The organism is Stenotrophomonas sp., from assembly GCF_050737075.1.
GTDB lineage: Bacteria > Pseudomonadota > Gammaproteobacteria > Xanthomonadales > Xanthomonadaceae > Stenotrophomonas.
The window spans coordinates 1-13325 of the sequence record NZ_JBOHXV010000118.1 but is presented as its reverse complement, the minus strand read 5'-3'; the positions used below and the strand labels follow the sequence as shown (position 1 = coordinate 13325).

Here is a 13325-nt window from a genome sequence, read left to right as displayed (position 1 = left end):
AGGCAGCATCGCCACCTTCGAAAAGATCGACACCCAGCCGGGCACCGGCGCCGAGGCCACCCCGGGCAGCACCATCGTGGTTCATTACACCGGTTGGGTGTACGACGAGCGCGCCGCCGACAAGCACGGCGAGAAGTTCGACAGCTCGGTCGACCGCGGCGAGCCGTTCAGCTTCGGCCTCGGCAAGGGCCAGGTCATCAAGGGCTGGGATGAAGGCTTCGCCGGCATGAAGGTGGGCGGCAAGCGCACCCTGATGATTCCGTCCGACTACGGCTATGGCGCCTCCGGTGCCGGTCCGATCCCGCCGAACGCCTCGCTGGTGTTCGACGTGGAACTGCTCGACGTCAAGGCCCGCTGATCCCCATGAACACCGCAGTACGCCCTGCCCGACGCGTGGCAATCATCGGCGGCGGCCCCGCCGGGCTGATGGCCGCCGAGACCGTGCGCGCCGCCGGCCACGCCGTGGACCTCTACGAGGCCAAGGGCTCGCCCGGCCGCAAGTTCCTGATCGCGGGCAAGGGCGGCTTGAACCTCACCCACTCCGACCCGCAGGACGTCTTCGTGGCGCGCTACCGCGAGCGCGCGGCGGAGGTGGGCGCGTGGCTGGCCGACTTCGATGGCCCGGCGCTGCGCGAGTGGGCGCGCGGGTTTGGCGTGGACACCTATGTCGGCAGCTCCGGCCGGGTGTTCCCGATCGACCGCAAGGCCGCGCCGCTGCTGCGCGGCTGGGTGCGTCGGCTGAAGGAACAGGGCGTGCGTTTCCACGTGCAGCATCGCTGGAACGGATGGCAGGACGACGGCGCGCTGCGCTTCGAGACGCCGGACGGCGTTGCGGCCGTCCACGCCGATGCGGTGGTGTTGGCGATGGGCGGTGGCAGCTGGCCCGAGCTGGGTTCGGATGGCGCGTGGGTGGCGCCGCTGGCGGCGCGCGGTATCGACCTCGCCCCGCTCACCGCCGCCAACTGCGGCTTCGACGTGGAATGGACGCCCTATTTCCGCGACCGCCAGGCAGGCGCACCGCTCAAGCCGGTGGTGGCGCACTGGATCGGGATCGACGGCCAGGCGCACACGCAGCAGGGCGAATGCGTGATCACGGCCAACGGCATTGAAGGCAGCCTCATCTACGCGCTGGCCGCCGACCTGCGCGATACACTCGCCCGCGATGGCCAGGCCCAACTGCAGCTGGACCTGCTGCCCGGCCAGACCGAGGCCCAGCTGCTCGACAAACTGCGCAAGCCGCGCCAGGGCCGCAGCTTCGGCGAGCACCTGCGTCGCCAGCTCGGGCTCGGCGGGGTGAAGTCGGCGCTGCTGTTCGAAGTGCTGGGCAAGGACGCGGGCCAGCTGCCTGCCGAGGCCATTGCCGCCGCACTGAAGCGGCTGCCGTTGTCGCCGTTGCGTCCCCGCCCGATCGACGAGGTGATCAGCACCGCCGGTGGCGTGCGGCTGGAAGCGCTGGATGCGCAGCTCATGCTGCGCGACCTGCCGGGCACCTTCTGCGCGGGCGAAATGCTGGATTGGGAAGCGCCGACCGGCGGGTACCTGCTCACGGCGTGTTTCGCGAGCGGGTTGCGTGCGGGGCGAGGGGTTGTTGACTACCTCGCAACAACGCACCACCGGTAGCGCCCGACCGTTGGTCGGGCGGCAAACCCGCAAATCGCGCTGGTAAGCCGACTAACAGTCGGCTCTACAGCAAATCGCTAGCGCGATTTGCTGTTGCGCAGGGCCTGGATGCGTGCGGGCGGCTGGAACGAGTCGCTGCGTGCGTCGGCCCAGAAGTCGTGGAATACCGCGTGGTCGGGCACCCGGCGCAGCAGTTCGCCCGGGCTGAGATAGCGGTACAGCGACGCCAGCGAGCGGATCTCCACCGGCGATACGCGGCGCACGATGTGCTCCGGGCCCAGCTCTGACGGATGCTGCAGGCCTGCCGCGCACAACAGGTCGCGCAGCGCGCGCAGGGTGTTCTCGTGGTAGTTGTGCACCCGCGTGGCCTTGTCGGCCGGGTCCAGGTGTCGCCAGCGGTTGGGATTCTGCGTGGCGATGCCGGTGGGGCAGCGGTCACTGTGGCAGCTCAGCGACTGGATGCAGCCCAGCGCGAACATGAAACCACGCCCCGCATTGCACCAGTCCGCGCCCAGCGCGATGGTACGGGCGATCTCGAAGGCGCTGCTCACCTTGCCGGCCGCGCCCACCCGGATGCGGTCGCGCAGGTCCAGGCCCACCAGCGTGTTGTGGACCAGCAGCAACGCCTCGTGCATGGGCACGCCGACATGGTCGACGAACTCCGCAGGTGCCGCGCCGGTGCCGCCCTCGGCACCATCGACCACGATGAAGTCCGGCAGCAGCCCGGTTTCCTGCATCGCCTTGGCAATGCCGAACCATTCCCACGGGTGCCCGATCGCCAGCTTGAAGCCGACCGGCTTGCCGCCGGACAGCTCCCGCAGCCGCGCGACGAACTGCAACAGTTCCACCGGCGTGTTGAACGCCGAATGCTTCGAGGGCGATACGCAGTCCACGCCCATCGGCACGCCGCGCGTGGCCGAGATTTCCGCGCTGACCTTGGCCGCCGGCAGCACCCCGCCATGGCCGGGCTTGGCACCCTGCGACAGCTTGATCTCGATCATCTTGACCTGATCGGTGTTGGCGTTGGCCACGAAGCGTTCTTCGCTGAAGGCGCCGTGTTCGTCGCGGCAGCCGAAATAGCCCGAGCCGATCTCCCAGACCAGGTCGCCGCCCATCTCGCGGTGATACGGCGAGATCGAGCCTTCGCCGGTGTCGTGGTAGAAGCCACCGCGTCGCGCACCTTCGTTGAGCGCGCGGATGGCGTTGGCCGACAGCGAGCCGAAGCTCATCGCCGAAATATTGAACACGCTGGCCGAATACGGCTTGGCGCAGTTGGGGCCGATCAACACGCGGAAGTCGTGGTCGGCCACCTCGGCCGGCGCCAGCGAATGGTTGATCCATTCGTAGTCCACCGCGTAGGTGCTGCGCAGCGTGCCGAACGGCACCACGTCCATCTCGTTCTTGGAGCGCTGGTAGATCAATGCACGCTGTTGGCGCGAGAACGGCACGTCCTCCAGGTCGCTCTGCACGAAGTACTGGCGGATCTCCGGTCCGATCGATTCCAGCCCGTAGCGGAAGTGCGCCAGCACCGGGTAGTTGCGGCGCAGCGTGCTGCGCTTCTGCACCAGGTCCCAGGTGCCGAGAATCGCCATGGCGGCGGTGGCTCCTACGCCCCAGTACCAGGCCGGCCAGATCCCGGCCAGCCACAGGCACACCGGGAACAGCAGGATGGCGAGCACGTAAACCAGATAACGATGCATGGCTTTCCTCGATCAACAAACGCGTTCGAGTCTACAGCCGGTCGTCGACGACGTCCCGTGGCCAGACCGACTTCACGTCGTAAACAACCCCATCGGGGGCCAGCAACGCGCGTATCTGCGCGGCATCGAAGTCGCGGAAGCGATCGTGCGCCACCGCCAGCACCACCGCGTCGTAGCCCTGCGGGTCCGGCTGCTCCACCCAGCGCACGCCGCTGCCGTCCAGCGTGGCCGGCCCGACCCACGGGTCCTGCACGTGCACCTGCGCGCCACTGGCCTGCAGCGCCTGGGCCAGCTCCAGCGCGCGGCTGTTGCGCAGGTCCGGGCAGTTTTCCTTGAAGGTCACGCCCAGCACCAGCACGCGCGCGCCCTCGCCCGCCTTGCCACGGGCGGCCAGCAGCGACAACACGCGCTGCGCGACATGCGCGCCGACGCGGTTGTTGACCTGGCGCGCGGTGTGGATGAGGTCGGGGTGGTAACCCACGCTCTCGGATTTATGCAGCAGGTAGTACGGGTCCACGCCGATGCAGTGCCCACCCACCAGGCCCGGGCGGAACGGCAGGAAGTTCCACTTGCTGCCGGCCGCGTCCAGCACGTCCTGGGTGTCGATGCCGAGCCGGTCGAAGATCAGCGCCAGCTCGTTGACCAGCGCGATGTTGACGTCGCGCTGGATGTTCTCGATGACCTTGGCGGCCTCGGCCACGCGGATCGACGGCGCCGGCCAGGTACCGGCGGTGATGATGCGCGCATACAGTGCGTCCACGCGTTGCGCGACTTCCGGCGTGGAGCCGGCGGTGATCTTGCGGATGTCGGCCAGGCGCCGCTGGCGGTCACCCGGGTTGATCCGCTCCGGGCTGTAGCCGCAGTGGAAATCATGATTGAAGCGCAGCCCCGAGCCGGCCTCCAGCAACGGTACGCAGACTTCTTCGGTGGTGCCCGGATACACGGTCGATTCGTAGATGACCAGGTCGCCCGGCTTCAGCACGCTGGCGATCAGCGTACTGGCGCTGCGCAGCGGGCCGAGATCGGGCTGCTCGTGCGCATCGATCGGCGTGGGCACCGTCACGATGTAGACCGTGCAGGACGCGAGGTCGGCCGGCACGGCGCTGTAGCGGGCGTGCACCGCCGCCGCCAGTTCGGCCGGTTCCAGTTCCAGGGTGTGGTCGCGGCCCTGCTGCAGCTCGGCCACGCGCGCCGCGTCGATGTCGTAGCCCAGGGCGGCCTGCCGGGCGCCGAACGCCACGGTGAGCGGCAGACCCACATAGCCCAGTCCGATCACGCCGATGCGTGCCTGCGCGGCCCACTCCGCCGCCGCCATCAAGGCGTTCCCCCGCGCGCGGTGGCGAGCGGCAACAGCAGCACATTGGGATCGATCATGCGGGGGCACTACCAGGCAACGGGTGCAACAAGCCTAACGCGGCAGGCGCTGCCCCACAAAGAACAAAGCCGCCGCCCGCGGAGAGTACGGACGACGGCCAACAAGTGGTCCAGCTGCGGTTACTACCCTTTCAGACAACCCCGGGGGCATACCCCGGACCGGTCACAGCTGGTAGACACATCATAGGGGGCACACTGTGATCTTTCTGTTACGGGCAACGACCGCGATCAGGAGCCCAGCGTCACCGCGGCAGGCTCGAGCTCGCCGGACACCCCGGTCCACAGTTCCAGCATGCGCGCGAAGCCAACCCGGCGCTGCCCGTCCACCGGTGCGGCGGCGGTGAAACCACGCCACTCGGTGTCGACGATGCCGCTCAACACCTCGGCGTCGATGCGTGCCGAGGCCATGGTCCAGCGCGGAAAGTGCCGTGTGGCCACTTCGCCGTGCGCGAGTTCGCGCAGATGCACATGGCTGCGTGCATTGAGCACGCGCTGGTAGACCGAATCCACGCCGTCGTCGGGCCCTTCGAAATACTGCACGAAGCGCTGGCCATCGAACATCAGCACGGCGGTCACCCCGGCAACCCGGTTGAAGCTGGATGCCTCGGCAAGGATGTGGTCGATGCCGGCGCCGTCCAGGTCCTCGACAGCGTCACTGACATAGGCGATCGCCCGCAACGACATGGACATTCCCCCCCGGTGAAGTCCCACCGACTATGCCACGAAGTGCGAGCGTTGGAAAACGCGCGCTTCCGGGCCTTCGGCTCAGGGCGACTGCACGGTATAGCCGGCGTCGCGCAGGCGCTCCAGATAACCGGCGGGGGCCACCAGTGAATGCACCGGTACGGTCGCGAATGTCACCCGGTGTCGTACCAGCGCATCGCGCGCGGCCGCCAGCCATTTATCCGCCGAACGGGCGTCCAGATCGGTCAGGCCACGGCGGCGGCCGACCTCGCTGCTGGCAATGGCGCCCACGCAGGCGTCGTACTGGCTCTTCAGCGCCAGCTGCTGCAGCGCCTCGATATCGCCCACCGCCCACGCATTGGCGCGGTCGACCAGCACCGGCAACTGGTGGTCGACCACGTCCAGCGTGCGCTGCAGGCAGTCCACGTCCTGCAGCGTGCTGCCGCGTATCTCCTTCAACGCGGCGCGCGGATCGTCGACCTTGATTACCACGCGGGTCACCACCGGGGTCAAGTCACGGGCCTTGTAGGCCTTCTCCAGCAGCTCGCCGACGCCCGAGCGCTGGCTGAGGCCGACCTTTTTCAGCGCGGCCGCATAGAGTCGGGTGGCGGCCACCAGCGGACGATCCTTTTCCACGCCGCGGTCCCCGCCCAGGTAACGCTGCTTGAGCGGCAGCCAGCGCGCGTAGACCTCGGGGGGCAGGATCTGGTCCAGCCGCCGCCCGTCCGGATCATGCGCAGCCTTCATTGCGGAAGGCAGCAGGGTGAGCCCGCGGAAGAAGCCGACATCGGCGTCGAGCGTCCAGCCGGGCGCGCCCAGCACGGCGTCGGCGCTGGCAATGACCGCCTTGACCTCGTCGGCGCGCCAGTCGAGTTTGGCCGGCAGCGGCGAGACCGTGCCCAGAATCCACAACGTATGGCCGTCGGGTGCGGTGACCTGCCACAGGCCGGGCCCCGGCTGCACGCCGGAGACCACGACCGGGGCAAGATCGACCACCTCGGGCGTCGACGGCGGCTGGGCCTGCGCGCCGCTCGCGCCCGCCCAGGCCAGCATTGCGAGGATTACCCCTGCCGCTACCGACGTCGCCATGCACCTGTCCCTGTGTGAGTGATGCGCAGCGTACGGCGCGCCGCAACGGCGTGCGTAAAGGTTGCGTTGCCCTGCCCCGCTCAGGCGGGGTCGGGTCCCTGCCGATACGGTTCTTCGAACGGCCGGAAGTCGTGTTCCTGCAGTGCCGCCGCCACCCAGCCCTGCACGCCGGGCAGCGCCTGCACCTGCGCCATGTACTCGGCCACGCGCGGCGACACGGGCAGCGCATAGGTCTTCAGGCGCATGACCACCGGCGCGAAGAAGGCATCGGCAATGCTGAAACGGTCGAACAGCAGCGGCCCGTCATGGCGTGCCAGCAGCGATTCCCACAGGGCCAGCAGCCGCTGCAGGTCGGCCACCACGTCGGGCTGCTCACGAAGGATGCGCGCGCCGACCTCGGGCAGGCTGGCCTCGATGTTCATCGGAAAGTGCGAACGCAGCGCGCCGAATCCGCTGTGCATCGCGGCGGTCGCGCTGCGCGCCAGTGCGCGATCGGCCGCGGTGGCCGGCCACAAGCCGTGCTGGGGAAAACGTTCGGCCAGGTACTCGGCAATCGACAGCGAATCCCAGACCACCAGGCCGTCGTCGACCAGCACGGGCACGGTGCCCGACGGCGACAGGGCCTCGGCGCTGCGCTTGAACTGCGAATCGGGTTCGAAACTGTCGAAGCGCAGCATGACTTCATTGAATGCGATGCCCGCCTGGGTCATCAGCACCCACGGCCGCATCGACCACGTGGAGTAGTTCTTGTTGCCGATATGGAGCGTGAGCATGGTGGGCGCGCCGTCGAGGGGGAGCGTCCATGCTAGCGATATTTGTGCGCCAGCCGGATCGGCCGTGGTGCCCGGAGCCGGAATCGAACCGGCATGGAGTTGCCTCCGGCGGATTTTAAGTCCGATGCGTCTACCAGTTTCGCCATCCGGGCCACGGCGCGCATAGGGTGCCTGAACCGGCCGGGTTTGGGAATGCAGGCCGCCGCCGTGTTCAGCCGGCTCAGATCGCCCGCGAATAGCGCACCGGCTGCTCCGGCGCGGCCAGGTAGCGGTCGAAACACATGGCCAGCAGGCGCAGCAGCGGACGCCCGCGCTCGGTGGCGCGCACCACGCCGTTGGCGTACTCGGCCAGTCCATCGTGCTGAAGGGCCTGCAGCGCGACCAATGCGTCGGCGAAATACGTGTCGAAATCGACGCCATGCCGCGCCGCCAGCGCATGACCGTCCACTTGGCCCTGGCACATCAGCTGGCCGATCAGTTCGGCGCGCAGCAGGTCGTCCGCCTCCAGGCGGAGTCCGCGCCATACCGGCAGGCGCCCGGCATCCACGGCCGCTTCCCAGTCCGGCAGATCGCGCGGATTCTGGCTGTAGCTGCTGCCGATGCGGCTGATCGCGCTGGCACCGAGCCCGACCAGGTCGGTATCGGCATGGGTGGTGTAGCCCATGAAGTTGCGGTGCAGCTGACCGGCGCGCTGCGCCCGCGCGAGGTTTTCCTCCGGCAGCGCGAAATGGTCCATGCCGATGTACTGGTAGCCGGCCAGGGTCAACCGGCGCACGGCCAATCCCAGCAGCGCCAGCTTCTGTTCCGGGCTGGGCAACGCGGCATCGGGAATCTGCCGCTGCGCCTTGAACAGGTTCGGCAGGTGCGCATAGCCGTAGATGGCCAACCGGTCCGGCCGCTCGCGCAGCACGGTGTCCAGCGTCTGCGCGAAGCCTTCCAGGGTCTGGTGCGGCAGGCCGTAGATCAGGTCGACGTTGACCGAACGCAGCCCATGCTCGCGGCAGGCGCGCAGGACATCCAGCGTGGCCTCCACGCCCTGCTCGCGGTTGATCGCACGCTGCACGGTGGGATCGAAGTCCTGGATGCCGAGGCTGGCCCGATTGAAGCCCAGCGCGCCCAAACCCGCGATGTCATCGCGGGTGACGAAGCGCGGGTCCAGTTCGATCGAGAAATCACGATGTGCCGCGTCGCTGAATGAAAACCGCTGGCGCAGCCCGTCGATCAGCGTGCGCATCTGCGCCGCCGCGAGGAAATTGGGCGTGCCGCCGCCGAGATGCAGCTGGATGACCTCGCGCGCGGCATCGAACAACGGCGCCACCTGGTCGGCCTCGCGCAGCACGCGCGCCACGTACGCCACACCCTTGCCGTGGTCGCGGGTGATCACGCGGTTGCAGCCGCAGTAGAAGCACGGGCTGCTGCAATAAGGCACGTGCACGTACAGCGACAACGGCAGCGCCTGTGCGTTGCTGTCTGCAATGGCCGCGCGCAGCCCCTGCTCACCGAAGCCGTCGTGGAAGTGCGGCGCGGTGGGATAGGAGGTGTAGCGCGGGCCGGGGCGGTCGTGGCGGCGCAGCAGTTCCGGGTCGAAGTGCCAGGCGAGCCCGGCGGCGGCAGGCGAGAAGGTGTCCATGCCGGCATCGTGCGCGCGGGCACGGCCGCGCGCATTGAGCCAGATCAATCCGGCCGCGGGGCGCCCACGACCTGCAATTGCGGCCAGCGCAGCATCTGGAAGCGCCGCCAGAACGTGTCGGCGATGCGTTCGGCCACATCGTCGGCCAGCCGCTGCATCGCCGGGTTGCCGGATTCAGCGGTGGTGAGGCGGAACAAGGCCAACCACCGGTCGAACAGGTCGCGATCCAGCTCGTCCATGGCCATGTGCTTGGGCATGGGGGCGCCGCTGAACCGGCGGGTGCCACGCAGCATGGCCGACCAGAAATCCACCAGCTGGGCCAGGTGCGCGTCCCAGTCATGGATGCGCGCGGCGAACACCGGCCCCAGCCGCGGCTCTTCACGGACGCGCGCATAGAAGTCATGCACCAGGCGGGTGACGTCCTGCTCGCTGCACAGCGCCGATGAAGGGGCTGGCAGGGCGGAAGGCGGCGGGGGCAGCATGGAGTTCCTCGGCAACGGGTGCGACACGGTGGCCTGGCCATGATGCAACGCCGCCTTGATCAGGATCAATGTGGCGGGCTGTCGCAGCCCCTAGTCTGGCGGCGATGAACGACCTGCATGATCCGCCTGAAACCAGCCGACGCCGCCAGCTGATCCAGCAGTGGGGCGCGATCCTGTGGCCCAGCTTTGTCGCCGCCGGGTTGGCCAGCATGGTGTTCTTCGCCTTCGTCGACCCGTTGCGCCTACGCGACCTCACCTTCCCGCAGCACGCACTCAGCCGCGAACTGGGGTACACGCTGGGCTTCTTCATGTTCTGGGCGGTGACCGCCGCATCCAGCGCGATCACCTGGTACCTGTTGCGGCCGTTGCGCCACGACGACGACGAGCTGCCGCTGGGGTGAACATGCCGTCGCATCCGCGCCCATGCGGGGCCGCTCGCCGCGCGCCGACGCCGCGCCCGCCGCTGCGCTGGCGGGCCCTGCTGTCTGCTGCATTGCTGGCGCTGTTCTATCTGTTGCCCTGGCTGCGCTGGAATGGCCGCCAGGCGTTGCTGTTCGACCTGCCGGGGCGCCGCTTCGACCTGTTCGGGCTGACCCTGTGGCCGCAGGACCTGGGCGTGCTGCTCGGGCTGATCGCCGTACTGGCCTGTTCGCTGGCGCTGTTCACCAACCTGGCCGGCCGCGCGTGGTGCGGGCATGCCTGTCCGCAGACGCTGTGGAGCGGCGTGTTCCGCTGGATCGAACTGACCTGCACGCGGCTGCTGCCGTTGCCCGCGCTGGCCGCAGCGGTCAAGCATCTGGCCTGGGCGCTGGTGGCGCTATGGACGGGCATCACCTTCGTGGGGTTCTTCAGTCCCATCCAGCCGCTGGTGGCCGGTTTCTGGCCTGCCGCGTGGGGCGGCTGGGAACTGTTCTGGGTGTTGTTCTATGCGGTCGCCACCTGGGGCAACGCCGGCTTCCTGCGCGAGCAGGTATGCATCGATCTGTGCCCGTATGCACGTCTGGTGCCGCTGCTGTGCGACGCGGACACGCCGGAGGTCTGCTACGACGCACGCCGCGCCGAACCCCGTGGCGCGCGTCCGCGCGGCCAGGGGGGGGTCATGCAGCGCGGGCGCGGGCTGCTCGACCCGGTCAGTGCCAGCGACTATGCCTTCCGCGCGGCGCACCCGGCGCTGGCCGGGGAGATGCCCCGCTTCGCCGATGATCGGCTGGGCGACTGCGTGGACTGTGCGGCCTGCGTGCAGGTGTGCCCGATGCAACTGGACGTGCGTGCGGGCGTACACGCCGATTGCATCAGCTGTGGCGCGTGTGTGGATGCGTGCAATGCGCAGATGCGCGCATGGAACTTCCCGGCGGGTCTGATCCGCGTGGCCAGCCCGCACGCGGTACAGCAGCAGAAGCGACGCTGGTTGCGCCCGCGCACCCTGGCCGCGCTCGCCGCCCTGGGTGTGCTGCTGGGCGTGGGCCTGCACGTTCTGTAGCCCGGTTCCCCAACCGGTATCAGCGCACGCGCGTGCTGCGCGGCGGCACCATCTGCGCACGCCGCACGATGCCCAGCTGTTCGATGATCAATGCCAGTTCGTTGGTGACCTGGGTCCGGCTCCGGCCCTTGGGCACCAGACGCTCCAGCACCTGCTGGTACGTGGTCCAGAATTCCGGGCCGCAGCCATGCTTGCTGTAGCTGGCTTCCAGCTCGGTGCGCACGCCGTCAGCCAAGTCATTTGCGCCGTATTGCATACGACCCTCCCTTGGACTTGCCTTGCATCGGAACGAGCAGCTCCCCCTGCCAGGCGTAATGCCTGTCAGCCTCGACTGAATGGACCCAGCCTCGGCTTCACCCGCGGTTCACCTAAAATTTGCACGGTCTTCGCATCAAGTCAATCGATCGTTCCATGCTTCACCAAACATGGGATGAATGATTCAGACAGTGATGCCCGCCGCACGGACAGCATGCACGGTGCCGGGTGACACGATCATGTCAGTCGAAGGGGGCGATCAGGGAGGGCGCGGGAGGGGCCGGCGCCGTCCGGATCAGCCGAGCATGCGCCAGGCGCCGTAGCCGCAGATGACCAGACCGGCCACCAGCAGCGCCCAGGACAGGCCATTGAAGCGCTTGAACACCTTGGCCAGCGCCAGGGCCAGCCCGACGGTCACCAGCCCCACCCCCAGCAGGATCGCGGCGGTGACGTTGCTCGGCGAATCCCAGAACGAACCGGGCATGCCGGTAGCGGCGAAGAACAGGGCCAGACCCATCGGAACACCTCACGAAAGACGTCCGTGCACAGTAGGCAGGCGTTCGTCCGCGACAGGTGAAGGGAGGGCGGCGGCGAGGAAGGTCCGGTCTCGACGATGCCGTACAGGGCGTCACGCGCGGGGAGATTGATGCTGCAGGGGAGCAGCCGGTGCGCGCCGGAAGTCGGAACCGGGGGAGGTTCCGACCCGGCTACGTTAGGCGCCGGCCGGCGCGGCCACCATAAGACAGGTCTGATTCCGCGCGCGCACGATGCTGGGCGTTCAACGACACGCACAAACAAACAACCCCGCCGAAGCGGGGTTGTTTTCAACGCTGGAGGCCTCGAGCGGAATCGAACCGCTGTGGCGGGATTTGCAGTCCCGTACATGACCACTCTGCCACGAGGCCGGTGACTCTATATGACAAGACCCCGAAAACGGGGCCAGGTCAACATTTGGAGCGGGAAACGAGACTCGAACTCGCGACCTCAACCTTGGCAAGGTTGCGCTCTACCAACTGAGCTATTCCCGCAAAATCAGGCGCATATGTTATCGAAACCACCGATGACACACCAGCCTTTTCACACTTTTTTTCACATTCACGCCAGCCGGGCTGGTGTGGATGCCCGCGTGCCACCGCGGAGAAAAACAAGGCCCCGTAGGGGCCCTGTCGAAATCTGGAGCGGGAAACGAGACTCGAACTCGCGACCTCAACCTTGGCAAGGTTGCGCTCTACCAACTGAGCTATTCCCGCAGACTTGCTGCCCAACGACGTGTCGTCGAAGGAGCGCTATTGTGTCGGGATTCCTTCACGTCGTCAACATCTTTGATGACCGCCTTCAGCGGTCCATGCGCAGCCCGCGTCGGTGGAAGTAGATCTGCTCGGCGGCGCGGCGCAGCAGAGGGGACTGCAGCAGCAGGTCCATCGGCCAGTCCAGTTGCAGGTGGTCCATCGCCCAGCGCAGCACCCGTTTGCGGCGGAAACTCGGGGCCGCCTCGCGCGCCACCCGCTCCGGCGCCGGACCGCTGCCACGCAGGTGCAGGCCCACCGCGTCGCCGACCGCCCACCCATGCCGCCAGCTGGCGTGAATGCCCCCGCCCGACAACGGCGATACCACCCCGGCCGCGTCCCCGGTCAGCATGACGCCCTCGCCCGCGATGGGGCCCTGCAGGGGGCCACAGGGAATCAGCCCGGCCCGGGTGGCATCCGGACGCAGCGACGGCAGGCCGATCACCTCACGAACGTGCTGCAGGAAGCGCTGCAGTTCCGGGGGCCGGGCCTGCTCCGGGTCATGCCGCAGCGCCAGCCCGACCTGCACGCCGGTCGGGTTCTGCGCGGCCCAGCCGATGTAGCCGGGCGCAAAGCGGCGGCTGGCGAAACAATGCAGCGCGCCGCCCTGGGGCAGCTGCGCGCCGGCAAACTCCTGCTCCACCCCATAGAGAAAGTCCTTCACCTGGCCCAGCCCGGTGCGCTGGGCCACGCGCGAGCCGGCGCCGTCGGCCCCCACCAGGTAGCGGGCGCGCCCTGCCCCCGCCACCTGCCAGCCATCGCCCTCGCGATGGGCTTGGGTGAACGACTGCTGCAGCCGCAGGGTGACGCCGCTGGCCTGCAGTTCGTCGGCCAGCCAGCGCAGCAGGTTGGGCGTGTCGGTGGTCATGAAGTAGTAGCCCGGCGCCGCCAGCCGAACGCTGCGCAGGTTGGGGGCATACAGGCGCACCTGCTCCACGCGCTGCAGCAGGTG

General features: G+C 68.3%; 14 protein-coding genes and 4 tRNA genes. 4 read left to right on the top strand and 14 right to left on the bottom strand.

Features of this window, described 5'->3' with window-relative positions; translation table 11 throughout:
- Positions 1–358 (top strand): FKBP-type peptidyl-prolyl cis-trans isomerase (locus ACREPD_RS19875; protein WP_431600904.1); only part of this gene is annotated, 358 nt, incomplete at its 5' end.
- Between the two features lie 5 nt (positions 359–363).
- On the top strand, positions 364–1620 hold the full coding sequence (locus ACREPD_RS19870; protein WP_431600903.1) for a TIGR03862 family flavoprotein: 1257 nt from the start codon (positions 364–366) through the stop codon (positions 1618–1620).
- 77 nt (positions 1621–1697) lie between these two features.
- Here the strand turns inward: ACREPD_RS19870 and ACREPD_RS19865 are convergent, their stop codons facing one another.
- From ACREPD_RS19865 to ACREPD_RS19830, 8 genes are all read right to left on the bottom strand, one after another.
- The gene (locus ACREPD_RS19865) at positions 1698–3320 is read right to left on the bottom strand and encodes an FMN-binding glutamate synthase family protein (protein WP_431600902.1); all 1623 of its coding nucleotides are present in this window, start codon (positions 3318–3320) and stop codon (positions 1698–1700) included.
- Positions 3321–3351: 31 nt separating this feature from the next.
- Positions 3352–4635 (bottom strand): nucleotide sugar dehydrogenase, encoded by a 1284-nt coding sequence (locus ACREPD_RS19860; RefSeq protein ID WP_431600901.1) that lies wholly within the window; start codon positions 4633–4635, stop codon positions 3352–3354.
- 287 nt (positions 4636–4922) lie between these two features.
- Positions 4923–5378: a BLUF domain-containing protein gene (locus ACREPD_RS19855; RefSeq protein WP_431600900.1), complete on the bottom strand. Its 456-nt coding sequence runs from the start codon at positions 5376–5378 to the stop codon at positions 4923–4925.
- Positions 5379–5459: 81 nt separating this feature from the next.
- The gene (locus ACREPD_RS19850; RefSeq protein WP_431600899.1) at positions 5460–6467 is read right to left on the bottom strand and encodes a TraB/GumN family protein; all 1008 of its coding nucleotides are present in this window, start codon (positions 6465–6467) and stop codon (positions 5460–5462) included.
- Positions 6468–6547: 80 nt separating this feature from the next.
- On the bottom strand, positions 6548–7240 hold the full coding sequence (locus tag ACREPD_RS19845) for a glutathione S-transferase family protein (protein ID WP_431600898.1): 693 nt from the start codon (positions 7238–7240) through the stop codon (positions 6548–6550).
- Positions 7241–7305: 65 nt separating this feature from the next.
- Positions 7306–7392: transfer RNA gene (locus ACREPD_RS19840), tRNA-Leu, on the bottom strand.
- A 68-nt stretch (positions 7393–7460) separates the two neighbouring features.
- Positions 7461–8870: an oxygen-independent coproporphyrinogen III oxidase gene (hemN, locus tag ACREPD_RS19835; RefSeq protein ID WP_431600897.1), complete on the bottom strand. Its 1410-nt coding sequence runs from the start codon at positions 8868–8870 to the stop codon at positions 7461–7463.
- A 44-nt stretch (positions 8871–8914) separates the two neighbouring features.
- Positions 8915–9352 carry a group III truncated hemoglobin gene (locus tag ACREPD_RS19830; protein ID WP_431600896.1) on the bottom strand — a complete coding sequence of 146 codons (438 nt, stop codon included), beginning with the start codon at positions 9350–9352 and terminating at the stop codon, positions 8915–8917.
- A 104-nt stretch (positions 9353–9456) separates the two neighbouring features.
- On the opposite strand from ACREPD_RS19830, the gene ACREPD_RS19825 reads away from it, so the two are divergent.
- Both ACREPD_RS19825 and ACREPD_RS19820 read left to right on the top strand, forming a co-directional pair.
- The gene (locus ACREPD_RS19825) at positions 9457–9753 is read left to right on the top strand and encodes a hypothetical protein (protein WP_421570158.1); all 297 of its coding nucleotides are present in this window, start codon (positions 9457–9459) and stop codon (positions 9751–9753) included.
- Positions 9754–9755: 2 nt separating this feature from the next.
- Complete coding sequence (locus ACREPD_RS19820) at positions 9756–10832, top strand: 4Fe-4S dicluster domain-containing protein (protein ID WP_431600895.1); 1077 nt, start codon at positions 9756–9758, stop codon at positions 10830–10832.
- 19 nt (positions 10833–10851) lie between these two features.
- On the opposite strand, the gene ACREPD_RS19815 is transcribed toward ACREPD_RS19820, so the two are convergent.
- From ACREPD_RS19815 to ACREPD_RS19790, 6 genes are all read right to left on the bottom strand, one after another.
- Positions 10852–11088, bottom strand: a complete 237-nt coding sequence (locus ACREPD_RS19815; RefSeq protein WP_421570156.1) for a hypothetical protein — start codon at positions 11086–11088, stop codon at positions 10852–10854.
- 294 nt (positions 11089–11382) lie between these two features.
- Positions 11383–11604 carry a hypothetical protein gene (locus tag ACREPD_RS19810; protein ID WP_431600894.1) on the bottom strand — a complete coding sequence of 74 codons (222 nt, stop codon included), beginning with the start codon at positions 11602–11604 and terminating at the stop codon, positions 11383–11385.
- Positions 11605–11918: 314 nt separating this feature from the next.
- A tRNA-Cys gene (locus ACREPD_RS19805) sits at positions 11919–11992 on the bottom strand.
- A gap of 47 nt (positions 11993–12039) precedes the next feature.
- Positions 12040–12115: transfer RNA gene (locus ACREPD_RS19800), tRNA-Gly, on the bottom strand.
- 146 nt (positions 12116–12261) lie between these two features.
- Positions 12262–12337 (bottom strand) — tRNA-Gly (locus ACREPD_RS19795).
- Positions 12338–12422: 85 nt separating this feature from the next.
- Positions 12423–13325, bottom strand: a 903-nt coding sequence (locus tag ACREPD_RS19790) for an NAD(P)/FAD-dependent oxidoreductase (protein ID WP_431600893.1), incomplete at its 5' end; no start/stop codon positions are given.

What these genes read in the sequence shown, in the direction of transcription:
- ACREPD_RS19820 (WP_431600895.1), top strand. Translation starts at nt 9,756, where the DNA reads ATGCCGTCGCATCCGCGCCCATGCGGGGCCGCTCGCCGCGCGCCGACG.
- ACREPD_RS19830 (WP_431600896.1), bottom strand. Translation starts at nt 9,352, where the DNA reads ATGCTGCCCCCGCCGCCTTCCGCCCTGCCAGCCCCTTCATCGGCGCTG.
- ACREPD_RS19855 (WP_431600900.1), bottom strand. Translation starts at nt 5,378, where the DNA reads ATGTCGTTGCGGGCGATCGCCTATGTCAGTGACGCTGTCGAGGACCTG.
- ACREPD_RS19860 (WP_431600901.1), bottom strand. Translation starts at nt 4,635, where the DNA reads ATGGCGGCGGCGGAGTGGGCCGCGCAGGCACGCATCGGCGTGATCGGA.
- ACREPD_RS19865 (WP_431600902.1), bottom strand. Translation starts at nt 3,320, where the DNA reads ATGCATCGTTATCTGGTTTACGTGCTCGCCATCCTGCTGTTCCCGGTG.
- ACREPD_RS19810 (WP_431600894.1), bottom strand. Translation starts at nt 11,604, where the DNA reads ATGGGTCTGGCCCTGTTCTTCGCCGCTACCGGCATGCCCGGTTCGTTC.
- ACREPD_RS19825 (WP_421570158.1), top strand. Translation starts at nt 9,457, where the DNA reads ATGAACGACCTGCATGATCCGCCTGAAACCAGCCGACGCCGCCAGCTG.
- ACREPD_RS19815 (WP_421570156.1), bottom strand. Translation starts at nt 11,088, where the DNA reads ATGCAATACGGCGCAAATGACTTGGCTGACGGCGTGCGCACCGAGCTG.
- hemN (WP_431600897.1), bottom strand. Translation starts at nt 8,870, where the DNA reads ATGGACACCTTCTCGCCTGCCGCCGCCGGGCTCGCCTGGCACTTCGAC.
- ACREPD_RS19870 (WP_431600903.1), top strand. Translation starts at nt 364, where the DNA reads ATGAACACCGCAGTACGCCCTGCCCGACGCGTGGCAATCATCGGCGGC.
- ACREPD_RS19845 (WP_431600898.1), bottom strand. Translation starts at nt 7,240, where the DNA reads ATGCTCACGCTCCATATCGGCAACAAGAACTACTCCACGTGGTCGATG.
- ACREPD_RS19850 (WP_431600899.1), bottom strand. Translation starts at nt 6,467, where the DNA reads ATGGCGACGTCGGTAGCGGCAGGGGTAATCCTCGCAATGCTGGCCTGG.